Below are 26579 nucleotides of genomic sequence, written 5' to 3'. Positions count from 1 at the left end.
ACCGAAGCCGACAGACCGCCCCGTTTATTGTTCAATGTATTCGATGCTTGTGCCAATCAGCTCGCGGAGCCGATCCTGATTGCCCGTATAATACAAATACCCGATCAGGCACTCGAACGCAGTCGCATGGCGATATTCCAGCACATTCGCATTCTTGGGCATCGTGCCCGACTTGGCGTTGCGCCCTTGCCGCACGACATCCCGCTCCTCATCGGTCAGCATCGGCTCCAGATAAGCGATGATCCGGCTCTGCGCCTTGGCCGAGACCAGCCCGGTGGCCAAGCGATGCAGATGATGCGGCCGCAGATTCGCCTTGGAGATCAAATATTGTCGAACCGCCACCTCGTAGATGGCGTCTCCGATATAAGCGAGCACGATCGGGGGGATGAGCCGCGCCGGCTTGGATGGCGGAAAATCAAACCATCCAAAATCCGGCACGTCTGGTCCTGGCCCGCTCATTTCCGCCGCCAGCGCATGCCTTGCGCCGTGTCCTCAAGGAGGATGCCCTGTGCAGCCAGCATGTCGCGAATTTCATCCGCACGCGCCCAGTTTTTGTTCTTCCGGGCCTCCGTGCGCTCGGCGATCAGCTGCTCGATCTCCTCATCCAGCATCTCCTCGGCCTCTGCCGAATCCACGATGCGAAGCACGCCGTTCATCTCTTCAAAGGCGCGGAGCACCGCCTGCAGATCAGCCGCCGGAACCGAAGCTTCCTGCAGAAGCTGGTTGGCCTCGCTCGCCCACAGGAACATTGCCGTAATCGCATCTGGCGTGTTGAAGTCATCCTGCATTTTCTCATGGAACTCTGCAAGCACAGCCGACATCTTCGCAGCAACAGCCTCGCTCGGCGCCTCATCAGGCAGACCGACGGCAGCGCTCAGCCGATGCTTCACATTCCCGGCAGCATTCGCCAGCCGCTCGACACTGCTGATCGCCTGCGCCATCACCTCATCGCTGTAGTTCAGCGGATTGCGATAATGCGTGGACAGCATGAAATAACGGATGACCTCTTTGGCATATTGCTCGCGCAGGTCCTTCACCAGCACCCCGTTGCCCAGCGATTTCGACATTTTCTCATTGTTGATGCGGATATAGCCGTTGTGCATCCAGTAATTGGCCAGAGGCTTGCCTGTGAGCGCCTCCGACTGGGCCACCTCGCACTCATGGTGCGGGAACTGCAGGTCCTGGCCACCGCCGTGAATGTCCAGCGTGTCGCCGAGATAACGGCGAGCCATGGCCGAGCACTCGATGTGCCATCCCGGACGGCCGTCGCCCCAAGGGCTGCTCCAGTAGATCTCTCCCGGCTTCGCCGCTTTCCACAGCACGAAGTCTTCCGGGCTTTCCTTGCGCTTATCCACTTCGATCCGGATGCCAAACTGCAGTTCGTCCAGCTTCTGCTGGGACAGCTTGCCGTAATCATCAAACTTCCGGGTCCGGAAGAAGACGTCGCCGCCGTTCTCATAAGCAAAGTCCCGGTCCACAAGCTCCTGGATGAAATCAATGATCTCTTCCATGTTTTCCGTGACGCGGGGATTCAGCGTCGCTCTCGGAATGCCCAGGCCGTCCAAATCTTCGTAATAAGCTGCGATAAATTTCTCCGCAACCTCAGGCACCGTCGTCCCGGTCTGTTCGGCTTTGCGGATCATTTTGTCATCGACGTCGGTAAAGTTCACCACATAGTTGACATCATAGCGCTGATTCTCGAAGTATGCCCGAACTACGTCGAAAAAGATCATCGGACGCGCATTTCCGATATGAATATAGTCGTATACGGTCGGTCCGCACACGTACATCTTCACCTTGCCCGGCTGCGCCGGCACAAAGGTTTCCTTGCTCCTGGTTAATGTATTATAAATTTGCAGTGCCATATGGTCAGGTCACAATCCTTTCCTCTTGCTCGTTATCAATCTGCCCAAGCGGTTTGCGGCTCCCTTCCGGCCGGACAGGCCGCTTCTTCGGCTATTCCTTCTTGACCGAGGATACCAATGCCTCCGGCTCTCTTTCCTTATGCCCGCTCTCTCCACGGACCTCCTCTATCTCTGCCCGAAGCTGATCGATCTCCTTCTGCATCGAACGAAGCATATCGACGATCGGGTCCGGCAGGTTCGTGTGATCGAGGCGATCTCGAATCCGCTCCCCATTCTGCTTGACCACCTTCCCCGGGTTGCCAACCACAGTGCTGTTCGGGGGAACCTCCCGCAGAACGACGGCATTGGATCCGATATTACAATTGTCTCCAATCGTAAACGATCCCAGCACTTTCGCGCCCGAACCGATGACCACGTTGTTGCCGATGGTCGGATGCCGCTTTCCTTTTTCCTTCCCCGTACCGCCCAGAGTTACCCCCTGGTAGATAACCACGTCGTCGCCGATCTCGCATGTCTCCCCGATCACAACGCCCATGCCATGGTCAATAAACAGTCTATTCCCGATCTTGGCCCCGGGGTGAATCTCGATCCCGGTCATGAATCTGCTGATCTGCGATATGATGCGGGCCAGTGTATACCAGCGCCGCTTGAACAGCGCATGTGCCACCCGATGCGCCCAGAGGGCGTGCAGGCCCGAGTAGGTAAAGATGACTTCAAAAAGTCCGCGGGCAGCCGGGTCATTCTCAAACACGGCCCGAATGTCCGACTTGATTTGTTTGAACATGTGCGCTCCCTCTCTCCTTCTGCTATTCGAGTCCAAGCACGGCGGTGAAAAGACCACATGCATAGCTGCTGATCAAGATGTGTGGGTCACAGCCTCCCCGCAAATGTCGACAAATTGTTGTTTAGAAAAAAGCGCCCCTGCAGCTTTCGCTGCAGAGGCGCCAGATCCGCGGTTCCACTCTGCTTGAACCGTCAATAGCTCCTCCCCGGTCAGGGACGGGTTTCTACGGTTCCACTCAAGTCATTAACGGCAGACAACCGGCATGATCTAACGAATGTGATTCGCTTCAACCACGCAGCTCACAGGTGCATTTCCGCTGCAGACGAACGGGATAACTCTCAGCCGGCTTCGTCAAGCTGATCTTGTCCTTTAAGCCGGTTATCCTCTCTGGGCGTGTCTGTTGTATGCGTACTTCTCCTGATCGTAGCTTTTTGCAAGATGATATTGGCAATATAAGGAGCGGCCTGTAAGCCCGGTATACGAGCCACCGCCATACACCTTATATCTTATAATTCACTTTAGTTTGAGTGTAATTATACCCGATGAAGCAAGGAGCTGACAAGGCGGATTATGCGCCTGTTTCAGCGGACATCTCAGGCTCCCTTGATCTGGGAGCGCAGACGATCAAGCACGCGGTCACGGCCAAGCAGCCAGATGGTCTGGTTCAGGTCGCGTCCATGGGTCTGTCCCGTCAAGGCTACACGAATCGGCATAAACAGCTGCTTGCCTTTAAATCCGGTTTCCTTCTGCACTTCCTTGATCAGCGCCGCAATCTTCGTGGCACTGAATTCATCGGACTGCTCCAGCTTGCCGAGGAACGAAGAGAGCACGGCCGGCACCTGCTCGCCGCTCATGACCTCAATCCCCTCTTCATCCAGCTCCAGATGCGTCCGGAAGAACACTTCGGACAGATCCACGATATCGGACGCAGACGTCATCTGCTCCTGATACAGCGCCACGAGCGCACGCGCCCAAGCATCCTCTTCCGGCGAGAGCACGTCTGGCAGGCGGGACGCCTTCTGCAGATGCGGAATAGCCAGCGCAGCCACACGATCTGGATCGGCATTCTTGATATACGTGTTGTTCATATGCGCAAGCTTGTTCGTATCGAATACAGCCGGGCTCTTCGAGAGACGGTGCTCATCGAAGATGCGGATCAGCTCGTCTTTCGAGAACACCTCTTCCTCTCCTTCCGGAGACCAGCCGAGCAGGGCGATGAAGTTAAACAGCGCTTCCGGCAAATAGCCGAGCTGATCATACTGCTCAATGAACTGAATGATCGATTCGTTCCGCTTGCTCAGCTTCTTATGATCCTCGCCGACAATAAGGGTCATATGCCCGAACTTCGGCGGCTCCCATCCGAACGCTTCGTAGATCATCAGCTGGCGAGGCGTGTTGGAGATATGATCCTCACCGCGCAGCACGTGGCTGATCTTCATCAGATGATCGTCCACCGCCACGGCAAAGTTATACGTCGGAATGCCGTCCTTCTTCACGATGACAAAGTCTCCGGTCTCCTTGCTGTTGAAGGAAATCGTTCCTTTCACCATATCGTCGAACGTGTATACCCGATCCTCCGGCACGCGGAAGCGAATGCTGGCGACACGGCCTTCCGCCTCGAACGCGCGGCGCTCCTCCTCCGTCAGATTCCGGTGCTTGCCGGAATAGCGCGGCGTTTCACCGCGGGCCATCTGCTCTTCCCGCTCCTTCTCCAGCTCTTCCTCTGTACAATAACAGCGGTAAGCCAGACCGCGATCCAGCAGCTCCTGCCAGTATTGCTTGTATATATCCAGACGCTCTGTCTGACGGTATGGTCCATACGCTCCGCCGACATCAACGCTTTCGTCCCATTCCATCCCCAGCCACTTCAAATATTTCAGCTGGCTCTGTTCTCCGCCCTCCACGTTGCGTTTAACATCCGTATCTTCAATCCGAATAATAAATTTGCCCCCATGCTTGCGGGCGAATAAATAATTAAATAAAGCCGTTCTAGCATTTCCGATATGTAAATGTCCCGTTGGACTCGGTGCATAGCGCACACGGACTTCTCCGGTCATTTCCAACCCCTCCGTTCGCTTACTTCAAAGATTCCTTCAAGATGATAGCATACCTTTCACGAGACACACAACAGACTGTGCGGCAATCCCCTCGCCGCGTCCGGTAAAGCCCAGCTGCTCGGTTGTTGTAGCCTTGACATTGACTTGCTCGGCACTCGCTTCAAGCGCTCCCGCTATAATCTCGACCATCTGCGGGATGTGCGGCGCCATCTTCGGCTTCTGTGCAATAATCGTTGCATCGACATTGCCAAGCGAGTAACCCCGCTCCTTGGCCATCGCCCATACCTGGCGCAGCAGCTCCAGGCTGTCGGCATCCTTAAAAGCCTGATCGTCATCTGGAAAATGCCGCCCGATATCCCCAAACGCCAGCGCGCCCAGAATGGCATCCGAAATGGCATGCAGCAACACATCCGCATCCGAGTGCCCGAGCAGCCCTTTCTCATAAGGAATGGTCACACCGCCAATGATGCACGGCCTCCCCTCCACCAGCTGATGCACGTCAAATCCTTGTCCAATACGAATCATTCCCTGCTCTCTCCCTTGCGTTTCTGTAAGAACATTGCATACTCCAGATCATCTGGTGTGGTGATTTTGATGTTGCTGTATTTCCCCTCGACCACCGCCACCGGAACGCCCATACGCTCGACCAGCATGGCGTCATCCGTGCCGACAAACCCTTCCTGCTCCGCTGACTGGTGAGCCTGCAGCAGATCGGAAAGACGAAAAGCCTGTGGGGTCTGAACGGCCCACAAGCTTTGGCGATCCGGCGTTCCTGCAATGAAGCCTTGACCGTTCACCTGCTTGATTGTGTCCTTGACAGGAACCCCCAGCACCGATGCGCCCTCGCGGAGCGCCGCGTCCCGGCACCGTTCAATTTCTTCCGATGTGACAAACGGTCTGACACCGTCATGTATCATTACCCAATCTGAAGAAATTTGCTTGATTCCTTGGTAAACGGACTGCTGTCTCTCGCTGCCGCCGGTAATGACGGCTGACACCTTGTCCAATCGGTATTCCTGAATCCACCTCTGGCAGCGCTCCACCTCGCCCTCGCCCGTGACGAGTACGATCTCCCGCAGCCAGGGCAGCCGGTTGAACACTTCCAGCGTATGAATCATAATTGGCTTCTCATTCAACATGAGATATTGCTTGCTCTCCCGGGTCCCCATGCGGGACCCTTTCCCCGCCGCCACAATGACGGCCCCGAAGCTCGACAACATACCCAAAACTCCTGTCTTTCCCACTCTCAACCACGGCGTGGCGAAAACGGACATATGTATACCTTCATCATACTCCGTTTACTGGGCTTTTTCCAACAGTTTCGGTTTGGCGAAGATCATTCGGCCGGCCGAGGTCTGCAGCACGCTTGTCACCAGCACCTCCATCATGGTGCCGATATATTCCCGTCCTCCCTCGACAACGATCATCGTACCGTCATCCAGATAGGCCACGCCTTGGCCGTGTTCTTTCCCGTCCTTAATAATTTGAACCAATATTTCTTCCCCTGGCAGCACCACCGGCTTGACCGCATTGGCCAAATCGTTGATATTCAGCACGGATACGCCTTGAAGCTCGCACACCTTGTTCAGATTAAAGTCATTGGTTACCACTTTCCCCTGAAGCACTTTGGCGAGTTTGACCAGCTTGCTGTCCACTTCGGATATTTCTTCGAAATCCCCTTCATAGATGAGTACCTTCACTTCGAGCTCTTTCTGAATTTTATTCAAAATATCCAGTCCCCGCCGACCGCGATTGCGCTTCAGCAGATCCGAGGAATCCGCAATATGCTGGAGCTCCTCCAGTACGAATTCCGGGATGACAATCGTCCCCTCAATAAATCCGGTTTTGCAAATGTCGGCAATGCGGCCATCAATAATGACACTCGTATCCAGAATCTTATGCTCCTCAATGCGTCTGCCTTCCGGCTCGGCCACCTGGCTCCATTTGCCGGACATCCATAGCGAAGCCAGCTCTTCCTTCTTCTCCAGCCCGATCCTAAGACCAATGTATCCGCCCAAGAGCGTAATTCCGACCTGCATCAGCTTCCCGGCTTGTCCAAGCCACAGCAGCCCCGGCGACATTAACAGCGACAGCAGCAATCCGCCCAGAAGTCCTGCCGTACCGGCAGCCAGCTCATTCATCGGAATCCGCGAGAAAGCGGAAATCATCGTTTGCAGACGGCCTGCCACCTTGTCAGCCACGAGCATGCCAATCACGCCAAACAACAATCCCCCCAACAGCGCGGATGCCCCGCTGCCTGCCGCGAATATACCTTGATCAAATATCGGCGAGAGCTCCGAGAATGATTGCGGGACCGTATGGTACAGCGTATATCCGCACCATGCTCCGCATAAAACCGCAAATGCTAAGATAGCTTTTTTAATCATGAGCTTTCGCACCTCCTTTTACTTCAGAAATCAATGTTTCCCTCTTCTTACTTTCCAGTATGGTCCAATTTTTTACAGCATAATCGTCTTGGTTAGCTTTTTTTGAAAATGTTTCCTTGTCATGTTCGTCTCCTTGCCAGCCGCCGTTCTGTTGCTGCCTCCCCCTGTGCCTTACCGCCCTGCCAATCCCTAAATTGGTTGAAATCGGCTGAACGTGTGGAATATAATGAATTCAATTCATAAATATCGAGGTGGATGTAAAAATGAGCGCTCCTAGTTTACAGGCTTTTCAGGATCAAGTTTCCGAATTGTTGCTCCGTCATCGCAGCTTGATGGATGTATTGTCCAAAAATGGTCAAAGCAGCGCATCCGTTAACCGAGCTGTCACCAAGGCTGTTACGGAATGCGGATGCATCGAGCTTCACGCCACGAAGCAGACCTTCGATATCGGCGCTGACCTTGAGCATGCCCGGGAACTCGCCGGCACGCATGTGAAGGGTGAGCTGTGCGAGAACTGCCGTGAGGCCGTCAGCTCCGAGCTTGGACGAAGCCTTTTCTACATGTCCGCCCTGGCTAATCTGCTGGACATCCAGCTGGATGATGTTGTGAGCAAAGAGTCCCAGAAATGCTCGACGCTCGGTCTGTTTAACTTGTCATAATCAGCACTTGCGCTGGCAGCACCAGACGATCATTTTGTTCTTCGATATAAGGAACGGCCTTTTATATGCATATAAAAAGCATTTATTTCACTGCTTAAGGGCAGGAAATAAATGCTTTTTATTATTGGAAATATTCGAATGATGAATAATGGCAGGTTGCTAGTGATCGGAAGATTGGTAAGCTTCTTCGGAATTGTTGTCCTTCTTGCGCTTTTTTCTTCTGAATCTGCGCAGGTTCTGCTGCAGCCCGTAGCCTGCATACAGCACAAGCGGCACAAAGATCAGCATCGATGTCTGCTCCGGGAAGAACACGGCAACCATGACAGCGCCGATAATGACAATCGGAGTAAATTTGATGGCAGTCTTTGGAATTCCGACTTTTTTGAAATTCGGATACTTGACGCTGCTGACCATCAGATAAGACAGAAGCAGCATCGCCACGATCATGTAAGGCGCCATAATCTCTTCGTTGAACAATGCCAGCGTAGCCAGTACGCCGCCTGCTGCCGGGATCGGCAGTCCGATAAAATACCCAGGTATGCCGGGACGAACATTAAATCTTGCCAGCCTCATCGCTCCACACATCGGGAAGATGGCTGTCACGGTCCAGGCCAATGCGTTATTCAAATCGCTGAAAACAGCTGTGTACATGATCAAAGCAGGCGCAACACCAAACGATATAACATCGGACAATGAATCCAGTTCCTTGCCCAGTTCGCTCTGGCAGTTCAGGGCCCGGGCGACACGCCCGTCGAGTCCGTCGAGCAGCATGGCGATAATAATCATAATCGCAGCCATGCTGGTCCGGCCTTCAAAAGCCAGGATAATACCAATCATTCCGAGAAACAGATTACCTAACGTAAACATGTTCGGAATTGATTTTGTCATGTGTATATTCACCTCGTCGTCTAACAGTGTACGTGCAGACATCCATTGATTGTAGGGGTTTTAAATTTGCCTGTCAATGAATACTTGTTCCTGCAAACGCTTGAGCCCTTCCTTGATGGTCCGTGCGCGAACCTCTCCGATGCCGTCCACTTCATCCAGCTCGTGGATGGAAGCAGCCATAATGCTCGGCAGATCCTGGAACCGGTCCACCAGGTTGCGGATAATCACATTCGGCAGACGGGGAATTTTATTCAAAATGCGATAGCCCCGCGGCAGAATCTCCTCCTCGGAGGCCGCCGCCGAGGCCGGATATCCGAGTAGACGCACAATGTGATGAATGTCGAGCAGTTCTTCATCCGTTGAGCGTTTCAAAGCCAGTATGATTTCGCGGATTTTCTCCTCGCTGTACTCGCGCACGTAATCCGCATACAGCAGCCAGGCTTCTTCCTCCATATTGCTGACCAGCTCATCCATCTGCATGCTGATCAGCCGGCCCTCATTGCCAAGCTCATTAATATAGCGCTTGATCTCCTTCTTGATCCGAAGCACCATCTCCACTCGCTGAATAACGTTGACCACTTCCGGAATGGTGACCAGTTCTTCAAACTCCGATGCCGACAGGTTGGTCAGCGTCTGATTGAGGACTGCCCGATAGCGTTCCAGCGTCTGAATCGCCTGGTTCGCCTTGGTCAGAATGACGCCGATTTCCTTCAGCGCATACCGTAGCGAGCCTTGATACAGCGTAATAATGTTCCGGCGCTGAGAGATGGACACAACGAGCTTGCCTGTCTGCTTGGCCACCCGTTCCGCAGTCCGGTGACGGATCCCCGTCTCGATGGAGGCGATGGAGGAATCCGGGATCAGCTGGGTGTTGGCGTACAAAATTCGTTTCAGGTCTTCGCTGAGAATGATGGCGCCGTCCATCTTCGCCAGCTCATATAAATAGTTGGGCGAGAAATCGCAGTTAATGGAGAATCCCCCATCCACAACCTCCATCACTTCCGGGCTGTAGCCGACCACGATCAGCGCCCCTGTCTTCGCCCGCAGCACGTTCTCCAGGCCGTCGCGAAACGGTGTTCCCGGAGCTACCAGCTTAAGCAGATCATTCATTTTATCCAGTTGGCTCGATTCCTTCACCTTCATATGCCCCCTAATCTAACGCAACCGCCAGTGCATCTGCAACGGTATTAACTCCTATAATTTGAATTCCTTTCGGATGTTTCCAGCCTTTCAGGCTCTTCTCCGGCAGGATGACACGCTTGAAGCCAAGCTTCTCCGCTTCCTTCACCCTTTGTTCTGCCCGGGACACCGCCCGAACTTCACCGGTCAGACCCACTTCGCCAAAGATGACATCATAGGGCTTGGTCGGAATATCGCGGAAGCTGGAGGCAATGCTGACGGCAATCGCCAGATCCACCGCCGGCTCATCCAGCTTGACGCCCCCGGCTGCGTTCAGGTATGCGTCCTGCGTCTGGAGGAACATGCCCATTCGCTTCTCCAGAACGGCGATGATCAGATTCATCCGGTGATGATCGACCCCGGTACCCATTCGTCTTGGCGAAGGAAAATGGGTGGTTGAGATCAGCGCCTGCAGTTCCACAAGCACCGGCCGCGTGCCCTCCATGCTCGCCACCACCGTCGAGCCGGCCACGCCGAGCGGACGCTCCGACAAGAACAGCTCGGAAGGATTGCCGACCTCGCGCAGCCCATCCTCGCCCATTTCGAAAATGCCGATTTCATTCGTCGAGCCGAATCGATTCTTAACGGCGCGCAGCACGCGGTACGTGTGATGCCGCTCGCCTTCGAAATACAGCACGCAATCCACCATATGCTCCAACATGCGCGGTCCAGCAATGGCCCCTTCCTTGGTCACATGGCCAACGAGAACCGTGGCGATGCCCTTCACCTTGGCTAGGCGCATAAACCGGGATGTGCATTCGCGCACCTGAGCTACACTGCCAGGCGCACTCGTCACCTCCGGCAGATAAACCGTCTGAATGGAGTCGATGACAACAAAGCCCGGCTGCACGCTCTCGATCGCCTCTTCAATCGCCTCCAGGTTCGTCTCGCACAGCACGAACAGCTCTTCGGACAGCGCCCCGAGCCGATCAGCACGAAGCTTGGTCTGGCGGACCGATTCCTCTCCCGATATATACAGCACCCGCACACCACTCTGTGCCAAACGGTTCGAGGCCTGGAGCAGCAGCGTGGACTTACCGATCCCGGGATCCCCGCCGACAAGCACAAGGGAGCCGGGAACGAGCCCGCCGCCGAGAACACGATTCAGCTCCGTAATCCCGGTCTGGATACGGGGTTCCTTGCCACTCTCTATATTTATGATCGAAAGAGGTTTTTCTTTACTATGAAAAAGAGGGGAGTTCCTCCCCTGGGTCTTGACAACTGTCTCGGTCTCCTCCACCATGGAATTCCATGATTGGCAGCCCGGACATTTACCGTACCATTTAGGGGCTTCATAGCCGCATTCAGTACAAGTAAATTTCGTCTTAGTTTTGGCCATGAATGTCTCCTTTATCACGTTCGGTCATTGTCGGATTCCGTAAAAGACTGCAAAATCAGACATTACTCAAAGTTTACCATTGAACACAATTCATCGTAAAGACTATTCAGTAACTTTAGGTGCCTATACCCATGGTTTTATAAGGAAGTTGTCCCTATTGTTGATTTCGGTGTGGCGGCACACTTTTTTTAGCTATAATTAACCGTTGTTTAACAAATTTGTCTATCGCCGTCGGATTTAGGATGATCGTTGCATAACACACGTTAGAAAAGTGCAAACACATTTGCGCAAGTATACGCAGAGGAACCTGGCTGATCCCGATAAAAAAGCATGAGCGCCCAAGGACGAATCCCCCCGGACGCTCAGTGCAGTTCTTCTATTCAATCGATCTATATGATCATTCCGCTTCGGCAGCGGCTGTTACTTTGCCTGTCTTGCGAACGACCAGTTCGCCGTTCTCCTCGTCGATGACCACCGAGTCGCCTTTGACCACATTGCCCTTCAGCAGTTCCTCGGACAACCGGTCCTCAACATGCTTCTGCAGTGCCCGGCGGAGCGGACGAGCACCGAAGGCCGGATCGTACCCTTCCTTGGCAATGAAGCTCTTCGCTTTGTCGGTCAGCTCGAATTCCACGTTGAATTCCAGCAGCCGTTTGCGCAGCTCGTCGGACATCAGCGTCACAATTTCGGCGATGTGCTTCTCTTCGAGCGAGTGGAACACGATGATCTCGTCGATCCGGTTCAGGAACTCCGGACGGAAGCTCTTCTTCAGCTCATCCATCACTTTGCCCTTCATGTTGTTGTAGTCGCGTCCGGCATCGCTCGCGGCGGTGAAGCCAAGCGTCGAGTTGCGCTTGATCGCCTCTGCGCCCACGTTGGACGTCAGAATGATAAGCGTATTCCGGAAATCGACCACGCGGCCCTTGGAATCGGTCAGACGACCATCCTCAAGCACTTGGAGCAGGATGTTGAACACTTCCGGGTGAGCCTTCTCGATCTCATCGAGCAGCACAACGGAATACGGCTTGCGGCGAACCTTCTCGGTCAGCTGGCCGCCTTCTTCGTAACCAACATATCCCGGAGGCGCTCCGACGAGACGCGCAGTGGAGTGCTTCTCCATATACTCGGACATATCGATCCGAACCACGGCGTTCTCGTCGCCGAACATCGCTTCGGCCAGCGCACGAGCCAGCTCCGTCTTCCCGACGCCTGTAGGGCCGAGGAAGATGAAGGAGCCCATCGGGCGCTTCGGATCCTTCAGACCGGCGCGCGCACGGCGCACAGCACGGCTGACGGCTCTCACCGCTTCCTCTTGGCCGATGACGCGGCTGTGGAGAATCTCCTCCAGCTTCAGCAAACGTTCGGTCTCTTCTTCCTTCAGCTTGTTGACCGGAATGCCGGTCCAGTTGGCTACAACGTCCGCGATATCCTCAGGGGTTACCTCGGAGTCCGTGCGGCCTTGCTTCTCTTTCCACTGATTCTTCGTAATTTCAAGCTCTTCACGAAGCTTCTGTTCCGTATCGCGAAGCGCGGCAGCCTTCTCGAATTCCTGGCTTTGGACCGCGGCGTCCTTCTCCTTGCGGATATCCTCCAGACGCGCTTCCTGATCCTTCAGGTTCGGCGGAATCGTGTACGTATGCAGACGGACTTTCGATCCGGCCTCATCGATCAGGTCAATCGCTTTATCCGGCAGGAAGCGGTCTGTAATGTAACGGTCCGACAATTTCACCGCTTCCTCGATTGCTTCATCCGTTATTTTCACACGGTGATGCGCTTCGTAACGGTCACGCAGTCCGTAGAGGATCTGGATCGCTTCCTCCGGAGACGGCTGATCGACCGTAATCGGCTGGAAGCGGCGCTCCAGGGCTGCGTCTTTCTCGATATATTTGCGATATTCGTCCAGCGTCGTTGCACCGATGCACTGCAATTCGCCCCGAGCAAGGGACGGCTTCAAAATGTTCGATGCATCAATGGCGCCTTCCGCACCGCCAGCGCCGATCAGCGTATGCAGCTCATCGATGAACAGAACGATGTTGCCGGCCTGACGAATTTCATCCATGATTTTTTTCAGACGGTCCTCGAACTCGCCCCGGTATTTCGTGCCTGCCACGACAGAGCCCATATCGAGTGTCATGACCCGCTTGTCGCGAAGCGTCTCCGGAATTTCATTGTTGATGATCCGTTGCGCCAGCCCTTCGGCAATCGCCGTTTTACCAACGCCCGGCTCACCGATGAGCACCGGATTATTCTTCGTACGACGGCTGAGCACCTGAATGACACGCTCGATTTCCTTGCTGCGGCCGATGACAGGGTCCAGATTGCCTTCCTTGGCAATGGCCGTCAAATCCCGGGCCAGACTATCCAGCGTCGGTGTGCTGACGTTCTGTGGCGTTCCGTGATGGCTCGACACGGCTTCGCTGCTTCCGAGCAGCTGAAGCACCTGCTGGCGCGCCTTGTTCAGGCTGATGCCGAGGTTGTTCAGCACGCGAGCTGCGACGCCTTCTCCTTCACGGATCAGACCGAGCAGAATATGCTCAGTCCCTACATAAGTATGGCCTAATTTGCGAGCCTCATCCATCGAAAGCTCAATGACTTTTTTGGCGCGAGGCGTATAAGCAATATTCGTCGGCTGCTCCTGTCCGCGTCCGATCAAGCTCTCCACTTCGTCCTGGATTTTCTCCAGTCCAAGGCCGAGGCCGATCAGCGCTTTCGCTGCAATGCCGTCCCCTTCACGGATGAGTCCGAGCAGGATATGTTCTGTTCCAATATTGTTGTGGCCCAGACGAACGGCCTCTTCCTGAGCGAGTGCCAGCACCTTTTGCGCACGTTCTGTAAATCTGCCAAACATCATCGTATTGCACCTCCACGTTCGATTCGTATCGTTATTATCGTATTGCGGTTCGTTTCATATCATTAACTACAAGTATGACCAAGTGTTTCCCGGATCAGCTTCGCCCGGTAGACATCCCGTTCCGAAGGATTCATGTTCTCGCCGAATGTCTTCTGCAGAAAGCCGGGCTGTGTCTTCACATTCAGCTCATTCATGACCGAGCTTGGCGGTCCTTCCAGAATGCCCAGATCCACCCCGAGCCGGACATCCGACAAGCGCTGTGCCGCTTCCTTCGAATCCATGACCGCCGCATAGGACAGAATGCCGTAGGAACGCATCACCCGGTCCGTAATCCGGATCTTGGATTCATTCAGAAGCCGCTCTCTGGCGTTCTTCTCATGTTCTATGATCTGAAGCACGACACTGTGCAGATTTTCGATAATTTCGGCCTCGGTCTGCCCGAGCGTAATCTGGTTCGAAATCTGGAACAGGTTGCCCAGCGCCTCACTGCCTTCTCCGTAAATCCCTCGGACCGTCAACCCTACCTGCGACACCGCCGACAGAATCCGGTTGATCTGCTGCGTCATGACCAGCGCCGGCAAATGCATCATCACCGAAGCCCGAAGCCCGGTGCCGACATTCGTCGGACAGCTGGTCAAGTAGCCCCGCTTGTCATCAAAGGCATAATCGACTCTGGACTCGAATATATCATCCAGCGCCGATGCCCGCTCCCAGGCTTCATGAACCTGAAAGCCGGGGTACAGGCATTGAATGCGGAGATGATCCTCCTCGTTGATCATAATGCTTACCGATTCATCATCTGTCAGCACCACAGCGCCGTTGCGGGACTCGCTGGCCAGATTCGGACTGATCAGATGCTTCTCAACGAGCACCTGTTTGTCCAGATCGTTAATCTCATTTAACGGTATGACATGCAGCACGCCGAAGTCGTTCAACAGCTGCTCATCCTCGATGACTTTGGTCAGGCGCTCAAGCACTTCACCGGACTGCTGGTTCGTTGCCAACAGCGGGAAAGGAAGATGCTGAAGGTTGCGGGCTACCCGGACGCGAGTGCTAATGACAATGTCGGAGTCCTGACCGCTTCCACGCATCCATTCGCTGAGCGCATGTTCCGTAAACCGAAGATTGGACATCACGCAATCCCTCCTACTTCAAGTCCAGTTTCATTGGCTCATCGCTCACGAAGCACTAACCTTGAGCCATGTTCTTCTCGAGCTCTCGAATTTGATCCCGGATTTCGGCCGCAGCCTCAAACTCTTCACGCACGATCCGATATTGAAGTTCCTTCTTCAATTCGTCGAGTCTGCGCTTGAGCTTGATCCGGCCGCCGCTGCGCTTCGGCACTTTGCCGATATGCGCCGTATTCCCATGAACGCGCTTGAACAGCGGGTCCAGACGATCCGAGAAGTAGTTGTAGCAGGAGCTGCAGCCGAAGCGTCCGACCTTGCTGAACTGGGAGTAGGTCATGCCGCATTCTTCACACCGCAGAGATTGTGCCGATATCGCACCTGGCGTCTGCCCTTTTCCGGAAGGATCCAGATCCAGGAGGCCCGACAACAAACTGTGTATAGAAAAACCATTCGACGTTCCGGGGATCAATTCCCCTTTTTCTCGGGCACAGAATTCACAAAAATGAAATTCTGTTTTCTCCCCGTTCACAATTTTGGTGAAATGGAGCGTTGCTGGCCGTTTGCCGCATTCCTGGCATAACATATCACATGCCTCCTTAACAGACAGACTCACTTACCTAATAAAGATACAAGCATGGCCTTCATAATCCGGGCTCTCAGCTCATCCCGATAAGGAAGCTTGACGTTCAGGCACTCCCGAGAAATTGCGGCGCGCATCAAGCAAGCCTCCCGCTTGGTGAGCAACCGGGCTTCCTCAAGCTGATAAATCAGCCCCTCTGCCACCGTCTGGTCAATCATATTGCCAATCGTGTGGTTAAGATGCTTATGAAGCGCCGAATGCTGCGGCAATTCGATACGCTGTATACGAATATAGCCGCCGCCTCCGCGCTTGCTCTCCACGAGAAACCCCTTCTCGAGCGTGAACCGTGTGCTGATGACATAATTGATCTGGGATGGCACGCATGAGAACTGCTCCGCCAGATCATTCCGCTGAATCTCAACGGTTCCTTCAGGGCTTTCCTGTATAATGCTCTTTAGGTATTGTTCGATAATATCAGAGATATTACGCATTGTCTGTTCATCCTCCACTGCTTGAAACGTAAAGATGGATAGGGATCTTACACGTCCGCACAGAGCCTTGCTTATAGGTTGAATTAACCATAATCAAAAACTGCGAACCCTTCGTTGACTTTGACTTTCTTTGACTTTAACTTTATTATAGCACATTTTTTTATTTTGCCAAGGGCTTTCTATAATGATGTTCCATTCACGCCTCACATCATTATTGTACCCCATTTCCAGCCTGTTTATAGCCCTGAAGGCAGCCTTCCGCTCACAGCCCCCTGTACACACAAAAGAGCATCCCCCAATCCTTATGGCAAGGACGGGAATGCTCTTGATCTATGTGCTGCTGTTCAACTCCTAGTGCCGGGCCGACCCCGGACAATAACCGGGAGCCATCGACAGAACTGGAGGTCTTACAGATCATAGGTGATCAAATAATGCTGGAGCTCCGTGTTGTAGTAGCCAATGCTGTACTCTATAATCGAGCCTTCGGCATCATAGGAGGAGCGGAGCCTTTTCAGAAGCGGTGTGCCCGGCTTCACCCCGAGCAGCCGTTCGGTCTCCTCCTGCGCCGGTGCAACCGTGAACCGGTCACGGAATTGCTCCAGCGTGATTCTGCTCTCTTCAATCCGGTCATATAGTGAGGGAAGCTCGCTTTGATCAAGCTCCTCCCCCAGGTCAACTCTGGATGAAATATAATGAATATAGTGAATGTACGGTTGACCGTCCAGCAAATACAGGCGCTCAATATACCGGCAGCGTTCGCCGAATTTCTCGTACAATTCGGTGCCCGGCTCCGGCTGCGTCCAGCCAAAGCTCAGGTGCTGCTTCTGGATCTGATGACCTTCCTCGACCAGAATCTCGGTGAAGCGTTTGCCCTTGGACAGCTTAGAAAAAGAGGTGTTGCGGATCACAATGGTGCCCACGCCGCTTCGCTTGTCCACATAACCTTCCTGGTACAGCTCCTGGATTGCGTTGCGGATCGTCATCTTGCTGACGTTGAATTCCCGCTCCAGCTGCGGCTCGGACGGAATATGGGACCCGAGCGGATAGACGCCGTGCAGAATGCGGTCTTTTATAATTTTTTTGATCTGCAAATATAGCGGACCGTTCTTCCGTGTAATCGTCATCTCTGATCTTACCTTTCAACATCTGACATGTGCTCATTCATCGCCTGGACAATCTCGCGCTCATTGGCCGTAGGCGTATCCCCGGTCACGGTATGCGCAAGCATTCCGGCAGCGGCTGCGAACTCTACGGTGCGCTTCGGGTCATACCCTTCGAGGGTGCCGTGAATTATGCCGCTTGCATACGCATCCCCGGCCCCGATCCGGTCGTGAACCGAGAAGGTGAGTTGCTTCGAATATTCGAAAGCGCCCCCCGTATAAATATATCCCTGCAAAGAATGCGTATTATCGCCGTTAATGCTGCGATGAGTGCCGGCTGCAACCTTTATATCATACTTGGTTGCCGCCTGTGGAATCAACTCCTCCAGCTGCGCCCGGCGTTCCGTCTTCGTCGTGGTCAGTCCCAGGATGTACATCGCATCCTTCTCATTCATGAACACCACATCCGCCAAGGACAGCATCTCTTCATAATGCGGTCTGGCATAAGCATAGCGGTCCGCCCCCCACAAGGAAGGCCGATAATTGCAGTCAAAGACCACCTTGCCGCCGCGGGCCTTGACAGCACGGGCGAGGCTTTTCATTTGAGAGCGTACCTGATCATTCATCGCAAGCGTAATCCCGCAAAAATGCACCAGATCAATGCTGTCAGCGATCGCTTCAAAGTCGTAGACATCGTCTCCCGCGGTGTTGAAGCTGCTGCCGAGCCGGTCGGTGTAAGTGACCCTGCCCGGGCGGACGCCAAAGCCGTTCTCCAGAAAATACATGCCGATATATTTGCCAGCCCTGCTGACCAATCCGGTATGGATGCCAAGCTTACGCAGGTAGGCCAAGGCTGCCTCCCCGAGCGGATTATCCGGCAGCGTGCTGATCAGATAACCGGTATGTCCGAGGCGCGACAGCGCAGACGCAATATTGACACCCGTTCCCGAGAAGGAATAATTCAGATGACTCTCCTGTGCCAAGGATGCGTAGCCCGGAACCTGAAGCCGCATCATGACCTCGCCGAACGCAGCGATAACCTTAGGCATACTGATCCACCAGCGCTTTAAGTTTCTGATGCAGCTCTTGAACATCACTCACGATCGTATCTCCGCTCGCGGCGTCGATGATGGACGAGTAGACGTGCGGAATGACCTGCTGTACCCCGGCTTCCAGTGCGATGCGGACAATCGCTTCAAAGTTGTCCTTGTCGATGCCGCCGGTCGGCTCAAGCGCAAAGCCCTCCTCGGCACATGCCTTAGCAACTGCTCGATACTCATCTTCGAGTTTAAGCCCCTGCATCGGGAAGTATTTCAGGGCATTGCCCCCCATATCACGCACAAGAGCAATTGCCGCCTTAACCGGCACAACCGCATGCTCGCTGTTAGCCGCGCTATACGGCCCCGTGGAGATATTCACATAGCCGACCTGTCCGGACGGGGACACCAGGCTGTTGATCCAGCCGTCAGCACCGTTAAGATTGGCCCGGGTGGCTCCTACCGCCGGGAATACCTGATTGATATGCGTGCCCGGGTAGCTTTTTACAATCTCGGCCACGACAGCGGCCTGACGATTGTCGCCTGCCCCAAGACCGATGGACACGGCATCTTCAATCGCTGCCCCGTACTCCTTCATCGCAGCTACCCCTTCCTGCACAGTGGGATAATTTTTCGAGAGAACGCCAACGAGCACATATCCTTCCGCCGCTTCGAATACTTCTTTTGCATTCTGAATGCTGCCAGCCAGGACGTTCAGCGCAGTCCGGTTCTTGTACAATCTGTTATCGATGTTTGCCATAATTATTTGCCTCCTGCTATTTGCTGAATTCTTGAAATAATGACCTGCAAATCGTCTCCCGCCAAAGAGCGCGGATCGATATCGAAATAACCCTGACGCACGCCGTAGTCCCTCGTGTAGATGGCAATTGCGCCCTCGCGGAGCTGATCGTTCATCTCCTTGGCTGTCACGCCTGCCTCATCCGGATTCACCTTCACCCGGCCCCGGAATATCGCACGTCCTGCCTCATCCTGCACAATCGCAACCTCGATGCCCGAGAGAGCAGACAGCCCCTTCAGGGCTTCCAGCGCGGCCTTCTCCTGCTCACTCTTGTCTTCCTTGACGATGTATTCATCCAGCGCCTGCAGCAAGCCAAACGTGGTCTCTTTGCCCACCTTCATGCTGCGACCAATGCCGTGAAGCTGTACCTTCACCCATTCGATATACTGACGCTTGCCGCCCACGATGCCGGAGGTGGGCCCTTCAATCGCTTTCGACCCGCTGTATATAGCCAGATCGCCGTACTTCACATATTTATGGATGTCTTCCTCGGCTGCCGCATCGATGATCAGCGGAATGTCATGCGCCCGTGCCACCTCGGCGGCTTCCTCAACCGATATCATATTCTTCTGAACACAGTGATGGGACTTCACATATAAAATAGCCGCGGTATGCTCGCCGATGGCCTCCTCAATATGCTCCTTGCGGCCTTCATTGGCATACCCCACCTCAACGACTTTGCCGCCGCCAAGGTATACCATCGTCTCTACCGGCGCCCCATACTGAACATTATGCCCTTTGAGCATGATGATCTCATTGTTCGCGATCGGTTCTTGATGCAGCCTGTCGCTTCGTCTGCGGTTGCCCTGGGTCACAATCGCCGCCACGGACAGCGCGATGCCGCTGGAAGCCGAGTTCACCACGACCGCAGCCTCCGATCCAAGGATACGGGCGATGTAGTCGCCAGCTTTGTCCACCAGATCGGCAATTTCCACATAACTCTGTCCGCCGATTCTCATCGCTTCCATGACCGTATCCGTCGGGGCTGACACCCCGAGAATGCTCATGCGCCCGCTCGCATTAACAACTCGCTTCAATCCGTATTTAGCATGCAGTGAATGATCCATGGACCACAACTCCTTTTGGCTCAATATATCGTTTGGCAATTCTCGTCTCTCCCTCGGAGTCCGTCAGTTCAATATCCCCCTCGGTGACGGTAAACAGCGTCAGATGCGCAGGATCCCCAACCTGGATCCGCCCAAGCTCAGGCCTTCCCAGCCAGACGGCTGCTGCTTCAGTCACTGCTGCAATCACTTCGTTCAGGCTGTAGCCCAGCAGCAAAAACTTGGACATCACATGAGCCAGACTGTACACCGGGCCGTTCAACCGGTTACCTCTGTAAATATCCGAACTGATCGTGTTCGGGGCAATCCCGTGTCTTCTGGCAAATTCGGCGACCCGGAAGGAGAAGCTGGCAGTTCCATGCCCGACGTCCAGATGTACCCCGCGCGCAATAGCTTCCTGAAGCGCCGGCAACGGGTTACCATCCGGGGTGAACAGATTGTTCGCCTTCCCGTTCAAGTAATGGGTAACGATGTCGCCCTTCTCCAGCAGGGAAATGACCTGTTCAATCCCGGGAGGGCCTGAGCCGATATGCACCATCAGCGGCAGCGATGTATCAAGCGACAGCTTCCTCGCCCGCCGCAGCGGCTCCACTCCTTGCTCCTTAACGACGCTCCGGCTAATCCTTGCCTTCAGTCCGACAATTATATCCCGGTAAGACCCGAGCGCTTCCATGACGCGCTCAGCATCAATCCAGTCCAGATTCGACAGCTCATCAATGCGCTCCAGCCCGATGTGCGAAATGTTCAGGAATGCGAGCACGTTGGTCTTGGCCCGCGCTGCATCCTGCGCCAGTTCTCCGATACGGTCTGCACCGCAGCTGCCTGCGTCTACAATGGTGGCTACCCCTTGCTTGACGCCAATCTCATCAATTTCGTCACCGTAGGGATCCAATCCGGGAACCGCATGCACATGCATATCGATCCAGCCGCTGGAGACATACTGTCCCGAGCCGTCATACACTTTATCCCCCTGGGCCGAGTTAGCCGGGGTTATAGCCGCAATCCGGCCGTTCTCAACGACAATATCCATTGATGTACCCTGTACCGTCTGGACATTGCGAATTACGAGTTGCTTTTCCAAGATGGCCTCATCCCTTCCTTTCCCATTCCCTGTTGCAATTCCTATACTGACTGTCCTGAGCCATTTGCTTAATGAATCCGTTCCAGTTACTGCTATCCATCTTACTGTCTTCCCTAGCATAGCATAGATTCATAGCGATGTGAATATAACGTTATAATGTTTGATGGTAAAAGAAATGGCAAGCTCGGCCCATTCGGTCACCGAGCTTGCCTTCGTTGTCTATTTTTAAAACCCATATTTCGTAATAACCGCGACTTGCTCAGGCTGCTACCTTCCGTTCAATCAGATATGCTGTTGCATACAGGAGGAGGATGGAGACTATAACTTCAAGTATCGCATCCCCCCAGGACTGACCCACCGGGCCAAGTTGAAAGAACACTCCTTCTTCGTTAATAGACCCGCTTTGCGACCAGTATCCATCTCCAAACAGCTTTTGGGACACCCATCCGATGATAGAGTGCAGCACAAGGAATGTAAGGATGCCGATCCAGACTCCGGCTCTACTTGATGTAGTTCTAGATACTGCAGTAGCAAAGAAAATCGTCAGCATCAGGAAGATAAAGTTCCAAACGAGCATGATCAGTGCCTTCAGGTAGTCCCAATTATCGAAAACGGTGTGGAATGCCAAGCTGGAATCGTGAAGACCAAGCAGGTTGAAGTACATCCACAAGTGAAGCAGAACCACTGCACCTAAGCACAGCACACCGAGACACCCCATCAGCAAGGGGGACAGAATCGACCATATGGAATGGAGGGGGAGCAGACGCCGCTGATAGCTCTTGATGTTATAGTCGAAGGTTTTCACCACAAGCACTACCATTAGCACACCAACGGAGCTGTAGGCCATGATACCGAGACCCAGCATAGCGGCCGGAAGCCATCCCCACATGAATCCCATGACCATGATGGCGATTTGAGCAATGATCAGAACTACGAGTGCTCCTAGCACCGTGGTAGAGTTGCGTTTCCAGTCGTATTTCAGAAGCCTTATCATTCCGCGAACACCCCTTTGAACATCTCATCTACACTTTTTCCATGCTTCATGCGGATATTCTCAACTTCATCATGCAGCACAATTTCACCATTTCGTATAAACACAACTTCATCAAATATTCGTTCAATGTCCCTTACAAGATGTGTGGAAATGATCAGTGAGCTGTCCTCATTATAGAACTCCACAATCGCGTCCAGAATTTTGCCTCTGGCTACCGGGTCCACCCCTCCGATCGGTTCATCCAGCATATACAGCCGGGCATTGCGGGACAGTGCCAGCGTCAGCTGCAGTCTCTCATTCATCCCTTTGGACAGCGCGCTGATTCGATCGTTAAGCTGAATATTCATAAATTCCAGCATGTTGTGTGCCTTCTGGACATCGAAGTCCTGGTAGAAATCCTGAAAAAATGCGACCGCATCCGACACCTTCATCCATGCTTCCGTCAGCGGCCGGTCCGGCATGAACGAGACGATAGACTTGGTATCAAGCCCGACCGGGGTTCCGCTGATCGTCACATGGCCTGAGGAGGGCTGCAGCAGTCCGGCGGCAATCTTCATAAAGGTGCTCTTTCCGCTCCCGTTGGTCCCCAGCAGTCCGATGATTTTTCCGCTGCCAATGTTCAGGGATACGTTGTTAAGAGCTGTTCTTCCTCGCATATATACTTTACTGACATGGTCGAATTGAAGCAGTTGATCCATGCTGTACATTCTCCCTTCTCCTATTACCGGTTATGGTTTCACCGCATCGGTTACGATCGCTACGATGTCTTGCTCTTCAAAGCCCAGCTCCTGCATGCCTTTGATGAAATTCTCCAGCAGTTCGCCAGCCATCTCTTTTTTTATCGTCATAATTTTCTCTTCCTCACTGGTTACGAATCGGCCCAAGCCGCGACGTGTTTCCACGATACCTTCACGCTCCAATTCTTGAAAGGTTCGCTGCACTGTATTCGGATTGATTTGCAGCTCTGCTGCAAGCTCACGGACAGATGGAATTTTATCACCGGGCCGAAGCTTTCCGATCACGATTTCTTTCTTCAGGTAAGTCATAATTTGCAAATAGATCGGCAGGTTATTATCGAACTCAATACTCATGCTCCCGTTACTCCTTTCGGCCACTCTTCCCTACATGCACCTATACTAGCGTTGTTTGCACTAGCTCATTTTCCTAGGCGACATCCCGTTTATTAAACGTGATAAATCCAGCCATAAGAAAGAAGAGAAGGTATGCAGCGAGAACAATAATAGAAAACATTAAACTCATGCCCGGAAATACTGATCCGGCGCCTCCATCATACATGGACAGATCGACGTTGAAAAACAGCAAATATTTGGACCAGCTATATCTGGCTAGCAGCTGGACGGCGAGGCTTTCCGCCACGATCATAAACATGCCGATACCGATGGCCGATCCTGTGGATCGGGTGAGAATGCCAGCTGTGAAGGCCAAAGTCACATAGACGGCAGTATACACCAAGTTGTAAACGCCGGCCCTAAGCACCTCACTGAACGTAGTCGCCCCGGCCCCATCCCCCGGGCCAAACACAATTTGTCCGGTCAATACAGCAATCACTCCGAGAAAAACAACAAGCGTTGCGGAGTAGATCAGCACCATGACATATTTCGACGCCAGAATCTTGGTCCGCGTCTGCGCCCGAATCAGCAAAAACTTGATCGTGCCCATGCTGTGCTCCTTCGAAACGGTGCCGGCCGTCATAACAATCGCAAGCAGTGTCAGCATGGCCCCCATACCTCTTGTCGACAGCGCCATCTCCGCAAAACCATAGCCATCCGCCGAACCCTGCGCGAACTCGGACAGAATAAACGCCACAAAAATGACCATCCCTGCCAGCAAAAGATACGGTATAAAGAAGCTGCGTTTCTTAAACATTTTCAACCACTCATTCCAGAGCAAATACCCAAAGCTACGCAATGCGATTCCCTCCTGTCCATTTCAGGAACTCATCCTCAAGCGAGGACTTGCACTCTTCTATGCGGTAGACTCTTACTCTTGCTGCAGACAAGGAATCCACAAGTGAAGGGATATCCTCCTCTGGGAGCTGTACTGTGACTGTCCCGTTATCCGGCTGCGCGTCCAGCACCTGGATCCCTTGATGAAGCTTCGCTGTCTGCTGTGCCAGCTCGACATCGTTTACTCGTAGCGAGATCATCACCTGCTGCTGAACATTATCCGCCGAATGCTCACCAATCAAGCGCTCGGTTAACAGCTTGCCCTCCTGAATGACTACAACCCGGCTGCACATCAATTCCATCTCCGACAGAAGATGACTTGAGACGAGTATGGATATGCCCTCTTCCTTAGCAATCTTCTTCAAGTAATCTCGCATTTCGCGAATGCCTGCCGGATCCAGTCCGTTCGTCGGCTCATCCAGAATCAGGATGGAAGGGCTGTGCAGCAATGCCTGGGCGATCCCAAGCCGCTGACGCATCCCTAACGAGTAGGCGCGGACCTTCTTATGAATCGCATCCTGCAGTCCGACCAGCTTCACCACTTCCATAATCCTTCCGATGCTCACACCCTCGGCCATGCGTTGATACTGTCTCAAGTTGTCATAGCCGCTCATGTATGGATAGAACTCGGGATTCTCGATAATCCCACCGATGTAACGAATTGCATTTACAAAATCCTTCTTAATACTATGCCCCTGGACGAACACATCACCGCTGGTCATTTCAATCAGGCCTACAATCATCCGGATGGTTGTTGTCTTGCCTGCACCGTTAGGGCCTAGCAAACCTACAACCTCCCCCCGGTAAATATCAAAGGTCAGCCCGTCGACAATCTTTCGATTGCCGATCGCTTTCGTCACGCCTGCTACTGACAGAACCGCTTGGCTGGTTTCCGAGACCGCCATTGCTGCATTTCCGGCTCCCCCGTGCGCCTCCCGCTCGGCGGGCGCATATGATCCGTTCATGTTTCCACTCCTCATCCGTGTTGGTGTCATAGTTAAATAGTACACTAGTGTTTTGGTATTGTAAATAGTTGTTTTTATAAAAAATTTGACATCTATGCTGAATAGGATTAATCTATTTCATATAACCTTATGGTTATATTTTATTCAGGAAGGAGATACTGGATGAGCGATATATACCGGGCTATATCCGATCCCATCCGAAGACAGATTCTGAATATGTTAGCTGAACGGGAACTTCCCCAATTGGAGATTGTAAAGTCGTTTACCATCTCACAGCCTGCAATTAAGAAACACCTTGCTATTTTGTTAGAAGAGAAGCTTGTACTCGAGCGACGGGAAGGTAAATATTGCTTTTACCGATTAAATACCCCTGTTTTCGAAGTAGAGTATCAGCGTCTTCAGAATGAAATCGGACGTATTCTGGACAACAAGCTGAATCGATTGAAACAATATCTTGAGGAGGAGTCTTAGTATGGGAAACATTTTTAACCATGTCAAAAGAGAGATTCTGATCCGCTCGACACCAGAACGAGCATGGAGCGCATTAACCGATCCCGAGGAGCGAAACCGCTGGGAGACACGTCATTGTCGAATCGACCTGACCGTAGGAGGGATTGTCGAACTGGATTATGGGTGGGGCGTCTCTTACCGAGGTAAGATCGTTGAGCTGATTCCATACAAGAAGCTGGCCCTTCAGAACGAAGCCGGAGAGTTCACAATATGGACGCTCGAAGAGCATGCTGATGGAACACTGGTCGCGATTGAATACACTGGACACTGGGCCAGTGAACAAGAGTATATGATGATGGACAATATGGCGTTTGGTACGTATCGTTTTATGCAGAATATGAAATATGTGCTTGAGGATAGCAAAGACATCCGCTCTTCCTTCTGGACTAGTTGGATCGGTGTTCAGCATTATACATACCAGGATCACGAAGTGTCTGGCACCAAGGTCCTCGAGGTTATTCCTAATACGTCTGCAGATGGCATTATCGAGGCAGGTGATGTCATAGTGCAGGCGGATGATCATTGTATCCAGAACTATGACCAACTCGAGGAAAAAGTAACCTCTATGCAGCCCGGGGATCCTACACGCTAACATGGATCAGAAACGGACAGCCGATGCAGACGACGCTCACCGTCTTGCCTTACGGTCAACGGACACCAGCCGAGAGAACTTAGTTTATACCTGTCTGGCGGCAGAGTTCCCCCATATTCTTCATGCAAAAATTTGAGCCGACTACTCCATACTCAATAATAATTAGACTGACTACATGAATTTCATTTCCTTAACCATTCATGCTGTAAATAATAAAGCCCGTTATCGAATATTCGATAACGGGCTTTATTCGGTTGTTC

Annotated in this window: 27 protein-coding genes; 3 read left to right on the top strand and 24 right to left on the bottom strand. The window is 53.1% G+C overall.

Annotated features, from left to right (window positions below; translation table 11 throughout):
* Positions 1-24: 24 nt before the first annotated feature.
* From CHH67_RS21990 to CHH67_RS21960, 7 genes are all read right to left on the bottom strand, one after another.
* Complete coding sequence (locus tag CHH67_RS21990; RefSeq protein WP_095267519.1) at positions 25-459, bottom strand: Mini-ribonuclease 3; 435 nt, start codon at positions 457-459, stop codon at positions 25-27.
* Positions 456-1865, bottom strand: a complete 1410-nt coding sequence (gene cysS, locus CHH67_RS21985) for a cysteine--tRNA ligase (protein WP_095267518.1) — start codon at positions 1863-1865, stop codon at positions 456-458. The genes CHH67_RS21990 and cysS overlap by 4 nt, the downstream gene beginning before the upstream one ends.
* A 91-nt stretch (positions 1866-1956) precedes the next feature.
* Entirely contained in the window at positions 1957-2649 is a 693-nt protein-coding gene (gene cysE / locus CHH67_RS21980) for a serine O-acetyltransferase (protein WP_095267517.1), read from the bottom strand.
* A gap of 593 nt (positions 2650-3242) precedes the next feature.
* Positions 3243-4706, bottom strand: a complete 1464-nt coding sequence (gltX, locus tag CHH67_RS21975; RefSeq protein WP_095267516.1) for a glutamate--tRNA ligase — start codon at positions 4704-4706, stop codon at positions 3243-3245.
* 36 nt (positions 4707-4742) lie between these two features.
* The gene (gene ispF / locus CHH67_RS21970) at positions 4743-5231 is read right to left on the bottom strand and encodes a 2-C-methyl-D-erythritol 2,4-cyclodiphosphate synthase (RefSeq protein ID WP_095267515.1); all 489 of its coding nucleotides are present in this window, start codon (positions 5229-5231) and stop codon (positions 4743-4745) included.
* The gene (ispD, locus tag CHH67_RS21965) at positions 5228-5926 is read right to left on the bottom strand and encodes a 2-C-methyl-D-erythritol 4-phosphate cytidylyltransferase (protein ID WP_179292195.1); all 699 of its coding nucleotides are present in this window, start codon (positions 5924-5926) and stop codon (positions 5228-5230) included. Before ispD ends, ispF begins: the two co-directional genes overlap by 4 nt.
* 78 nt (positions 5927-6004) lie before the next feature.
* Positions 6005-7093: a PIN/TRAM domain-containing protein gene (locus CHH67_RS21960; protein ID WP_095267514.1), complete on the bottom strand. Its 1089-nt coding sequence runs from the start codon at positions 7091-7093 to the stop codon at positions 6005-6007.
* Positions 7094-7356: 263 nt separating this feature from the next.
* On the opposite strand from CHH67_RS21960, the gene CHH67_RS21955 reads away from it, so the two are divergent.
* Positions 7357-7752, top strand: a complete 396-nt coding sequence (locus tag CHH67_RS21955) for a nucleoside triphosphate pyrophosphohydrolase family protein (RefSeq protein ID WP_095267513.1) — start codon at positions 7357-7359, stop codon at positions 7750-7752.
* A 159-nt stretch (positions 7753-7911) separates the two neighbouring features.
* Here CHH67_RS21955 and pssA read toward each other — a convergent pair whose 3' ends face one another.
* The 17 genes from pssA to CHH67_RS21870 all read right to left on the bottom strand — a co-directional run bounded on the left by pssA (position 7912) and on the right by CHH67_RS21870 (position 25157).
* Entirely contained in the window at positions 7912-8640 is a 729-nt protein-coding gene (pssA, locus tag CHH67_RS21950) for a CDP-diacylglycerol--serine O-phosphatidyltransferase (RefSeq protein WP_095267512.1), read from the bottom strand.
* A 60-nt stretch (positions 8641-8700) separates the two neighbouring features.
* Positions 8701-9783 (bottom strand): DNA integrity scanning diadenylate cyclase DisA, encoded by a 1083-nt coding sequence (gene disA, locus CHH67_RS21945; protein WP_155618807.1) that lies wholly within the window; start codon positions 9781-9783, stop codon positions 8701-8703.
* A 7-nt stretch (positions 9784-9790) separates the two neighbouring features.
* Complete coding sequence (gene radA, locus CHH67_RS21940) at positions 9791-11158, bottom strand: DNA repair protein RadA (protein ID WP_095267511.1); 1368 nt, start codon at positions 11156-11158, stop codon at positions 9791-9793.
* A gap of 397 nt (positions 11159-11555) precedes the next feature.
* On the bottom strand, positions 11556-14009 hold the full coding sequence (gene clpC, locus CHH67_RS21935; RefSeq protein WP_095267510.1) for an ATP-dependent protease ATP-binding subunit ClpC: 2454 nt from the start codon (positions 14007-14009) through the stop codon (positions 11556-11558).
* A 62-nt stretch (positions 14010-14071) separates the two neighbouring features.
* Positions 14072-15142, bottom strand: a complete 1071-nt coding sequence (gene mcsB / locus CHH67_RS21930) for a protein-arginine kinase McsB (protein WP_095267509.1) — start codon at positions 15140-15142, stop codon at positions 14072-14074.
* Between the two features lie 55 nt (positions 15143-15197).
* Complete coding sequence (mcsA, locus tag CHH67_RS21925; protein ID WP_095267508.1) at positions 15198-15722, bottom strand: protein-arginine kinase activator protein McsA; 525 nt, start codon at positions 15720-15722, stop codon at positions 15198-15200.
* 26 nt (positions 15723-15748) lie between these two features.
* Positions 15749-16210 (bottom strand): CtsR family transcriptional regulator, encoded by a 462-nt coding sequence (locus CHH67_RS21920; RefSeq protein WP_095267507.1) that lies wholly within the window; start codon positions 16208-16210, stop codon positions 15749-15751.
* Between the two features lie 407 nt (positions 16211-16617).
* Positions 16618-17334: a GntR family transcriptional regulator gene (locus tag CHH67_RS21915; RefSeq protein ID WP_095267506.1), complete on the bottom strand. Its 717-nt coding sequence runs from the start codon at positions 17332-17334 to the stop codon at positions 16618-16620.
* An 8-nt stretch (positions 17335-17342) separates the two neighbouring features.
* Positions 17343-18359: a sugar kinase gene (locus CHH67_RS21910; RefSeq protein ID WP_095267505.1), complete on the bottom strand. Its 1017-nt coding sequence runs from the start codon at positions 18357-18359 to the stop codon at positions 17343-17345.
* Entirely contained in the window at positions 18352-19107 is a 756-nt protein-coding gene (gene dagF / locus CHH67_RS21905; protein ID WP_095267504.1) for a 2-dehydro-3-deoxy-phosphogluconate aldolase, read from the bottom strand. The genes CHH67_RS21910 and dagF overlap by 8 nt, the downstream gene beginning before the upstream one ends.
* 2 nt (positions 19108-19109) lie before the next feature.
* A complete protein-coding gene (locus tag CHH67_RS21900) occupies positions 19110-20213 on the bottom strand; it encodes a DgaE family pyridoxal phosphate-dependent ammonia lyase (RefSeq protein ID WP_095267503.1) in 1104 nt (367 codons plus the stop codon).
* Positions 20191-21240 (bottom strand): amidohydrolase/deacetylase family metallohydrolase, encoded by a 1050-nt coding sequence (locus tag CHH67_RS21895; RefSeq protein ID WP_425320452.1) that lies wholly within the window; start codon positions 21238-21240, stop codon positions 20191-20193. The genes CHH67_RS21900 and CHH67_RS21895 overlap by 23 nt, the downstream gene beginning before the upstream one ends.
* Before the next feature lie 310 nt (positions 21241-21550).
* Complete coding sequence (locus CHH67_RS21890) at positions 21551-22285, bottom strand: hypothetical protein (RefSeq protein WP_095267501.1); 735 nt, start codon at positions 22283-22285, stop codon at positions 21551-21553.
* Positions 22282-22983 carry an ABC transporter ATP-binding protein gene (locus CHH67_RS21885; protein WP_095267572.1) on the bottom strand — a complete coding sequence of 234 codons (702 nt, stop codon included), beginning with the start codon at positions 22981-22983 and terminating at the stop codon, positions 22282-22284. The genes CHH67_RS21890 and CHH67_RS21885 overlap by 4 nt, the downstream gene beginning before the upstream one ends.
* 30 nt (positions 22984-23013) lie before the next feature.
* Complete coding sequence (locus tag CHH67_RS21880) at positions 23014-23376, bottom strand: GntR family transcriptional regulator (RefSeq protein WP_095267500.1); 363 nt, start codon at positions 23374-23376, stop codon at positions 23014-23016.
* A gap of 73 nt (positions 23377-23449) precedes the next feature.
* Entirely contained in the window at positions 23450-24214 is a 765-nt protein-coding gene (locus tag CHH67_RS21875) for an ABC transporter permease (protein WP_095267499.1), read from the bottom strand.
* On the bottom strand, positions 24207-25157 hold the full coding sequence (locus tag CHH67_RS21870) for an ABC transporter ATP-binding protein (protein ID WP_244908300.1): 951 nt from the start codon (positions 25155-25157) through the stop codon (positions 24207-24209). Before CHH67_RS21870 ends, CHH67_RS21875 begins: the two co-directional genes overlap by 8 nt.
* A gap of 222 nt (positions 25158-25379) precedes the next feature.
* Between CHH67_RS21870 and CHH67_RS21865 the strand changes: the two genes are divergently transcribed.
* Both CHH67_RS21865 and CHH67_RS21860 read left to right on the top strand, forming a co-directional pair.
* A complete protein-coding gene (locus tag CHH67_RS21865) occupies positions 25380-25688 on the top strand; it encodes a metalloregulator ArsR/SmtB family transcription factor (RefSeq protein ID WP_095267497.1) in 309 nt (102 codons plus the stop codon).
* A 1-nt stretch (position 25689) separates the two neighbouring features.
* Entirely contained in the window at positions 25690-26319 is a 630-nt protein-coding gene (locus CHH67_RS21860; protein WP_244908299.1) for an SRPBCC family protein, read from the top strand.
* Positions 26320-26579: the final 260 nt, after the last annotated feature.

Source organism: Paenibacillus campinasensis, assembly GCF_002272015.1.
GTDB classification, from domain to species: domain Bacteria; phylum Bacillota; class Bacilli; order Paenibacillales; family Paenibacillaceae; genus Paenibacillus_AQ; species Paenibacillus_AQ campinasensis.
Note: the sequence above shows the minus strand (reverse complement) of the source record. Positions and strands in the feature narration are given on the sequence as shown.

Excerpts from the sequence above, each read along its gene's own strand:
- CHH67_RS21990 (WP_095267519.1), bottom strand. The coding sequence starts at position 459 with ATGAGCGGGCCAGGACCAGACGTGCCGGATTTTGGATGGTTTGATTTT.
- cysS (WP_095267518.1), bottom strand. The coding sequence starts at position 1,865 with ATGGCACTGCAAATTTATAATACATTAACCAGGAGCAAGGAAACCTTT.
- cysE (WP_095267517.1), bottom strand. The coding sequence starts at position 2,649 with ATGTTCAAACAAATCAAGTCGGACATTCGGGCCGTGTTTGAGAATGAC.
- gltX (WP_095267516.1), bottom strand. The coding sequence starts at position 4,706 with ATGACCGGAGAAGTCCGTGTGCGCTATGCACCGAGTCCAACGGGACAT.
- ispF (WP_095267515.1), bottom strand. The coding sequence starts at position 5,231 with ATGATTCGTATTGGACAAGGATTTGACGTGCATCAGCTGGTGGAGGGG.
- ispD (WP_179292195.1), bottom strand. The coding sequence starts at position 5,926 with ATGTTGTCGAGCTTCGGGGCCGTCATTGTGGCGGCGGGGAAAGGGTCC.
- CHH67_RS21960 (WP_095267514.1), bottom strand. The coding sequence starts at position 7,093 with ATGATTAAAAAAGCTATCTTAGCATTTGCGGTTTTATGCGGAGCATGG.
- CHH67_RS21955 (WP_095267513.1), top strand. The coding sequence starts at position 7,357 with ATGAGCGCTCCTAGTTTACAGGCTTTTCAGGATCAAGTTTCCGAATTG.
- pssA (WP_095267512.1), bottom strand. The coding sequence starts at position 8,640 with ATGACAAAATCAATTCCGAACATGTTTACGTTAGGTAATCTGTTTCTC.
- disA (WP_155618807.1), bottom strand. The coding sequence starts at position 9,783 with ATGAAGGTGAAGGAATCGAGCCAACTGGATAAAATGAATGATCTGCTT.
- radA (WP_095267511.1), bottom strand. The coding sequence starts at position 11,158 with ATGGCCAAAACTAAGACGAAATTTACTTGTACTGAATGCGGCTATGAA.
- clpC (WP_095267510.1), bottom strand. The coding sequence starts at position 14,009 with ATGATGTTTGGCAGATTTACAGAACGTGCGCAAAAGGTGCTGGCACTC.
- mcsB (WP_095267509.1), bottom strand. The coding sequence starts at position 15,142 with ATGTCCAATCTTCGGTTTACGGAACATGCGCTCAGCGAATGGATGCGT.
- mcsA (WP_095267508.1), bottom strand. The coding sequence starts at position 15,722 with ATGTTATGCCAGGAATGCGGCAAACGGCCAGCAACGCTCCATTTCACC.
- CHH67_RS21920 (WP_095267507.1), bottom strand. The coding sequence starts at position 16,210 with ATGCGTAATATCTCTGATATTATCGAACAATACCTAAAGAGCATTATA.
- CHH67_RS21915 (WP_095267506.1), bottom strand. The coding sequence starts at position 17,334 with ATGACGATTACACGGAAGAACGGTCCGCTATATTTGCAGATCAAAAAA.
- CHH67_RS21910 (WP_095267505.1), bottom strand. The coding sequence starts at position 18,359 with ATGCCTAAGGTTATCGCTGCGTTCGGCGAGGTCATGATGCGGCTTCAG.
- dagF (WP_095267504.1), bottom strand. The coding sequence starts at position 19,107 with ATGGCAAACATCGATAACAGATTGTACAAGAACCGGACTGCGCTGAAC.
- CHH67_RS21900 (WP_095267503.1), bottom strand. The coding sequence starts at position 20,213 with ATGGATCATTCACTGCATGCTAAATACGGATTGAAGCGAGTTGTTAAT.
- CHH67_RS21895 (WP_425320452.1), bottom strand. The coding sequence starts at position 21,240 with ATGGATATTGTCGTTGAGAACGGCCGGATTGCGGCTATAACCCCGGCT.
- CHH67_RS21890 (WP_095267501.1), bottom strand. The coding sequence starts at position 22,285 with ATGATAAGGCTTCTGAAATACGACTGGAAACGCAACTCTACCACGGTG.
- CHH67_RS21885 (WP_095267572.1), bottom strand. The coding sequence starts at position 22,983 with ATGGATCAACTGCTTCAATTCGACCATGTCAGTAAAGTATATATGCGA.
- CHH67_RS21880 (WP_095267500.1), bottom strand. The coding sequence starts at position 23,376 with ATGAGTATTGAGTTCGATAATAACCTGCCGATCTATTTGCAAATTATG.
- CHH67_RS21870 (WP_244908300.1), bottom strand. The coding sequence starts at position 25,157 with ATGGCGGTCTCGGAAACCAGCCAAGCGGTTCTGTCAGTAGCAGGCGTG.
- CHH67_RS21865 (WP_095267497.1), top strand. The coding sequence starts at position 25,380 with ATGAGCGATATATACCGGGCTATATCCGATCCCATCCGAAGACAGATT.
- CHH67_RS21860 (WP_244908299.1), top strand. The coding sequence starts at position 25,690 with ATGGGAAACATTTTTAACCATGTCAAAAGAGAGATTCTGATCCGCTCG.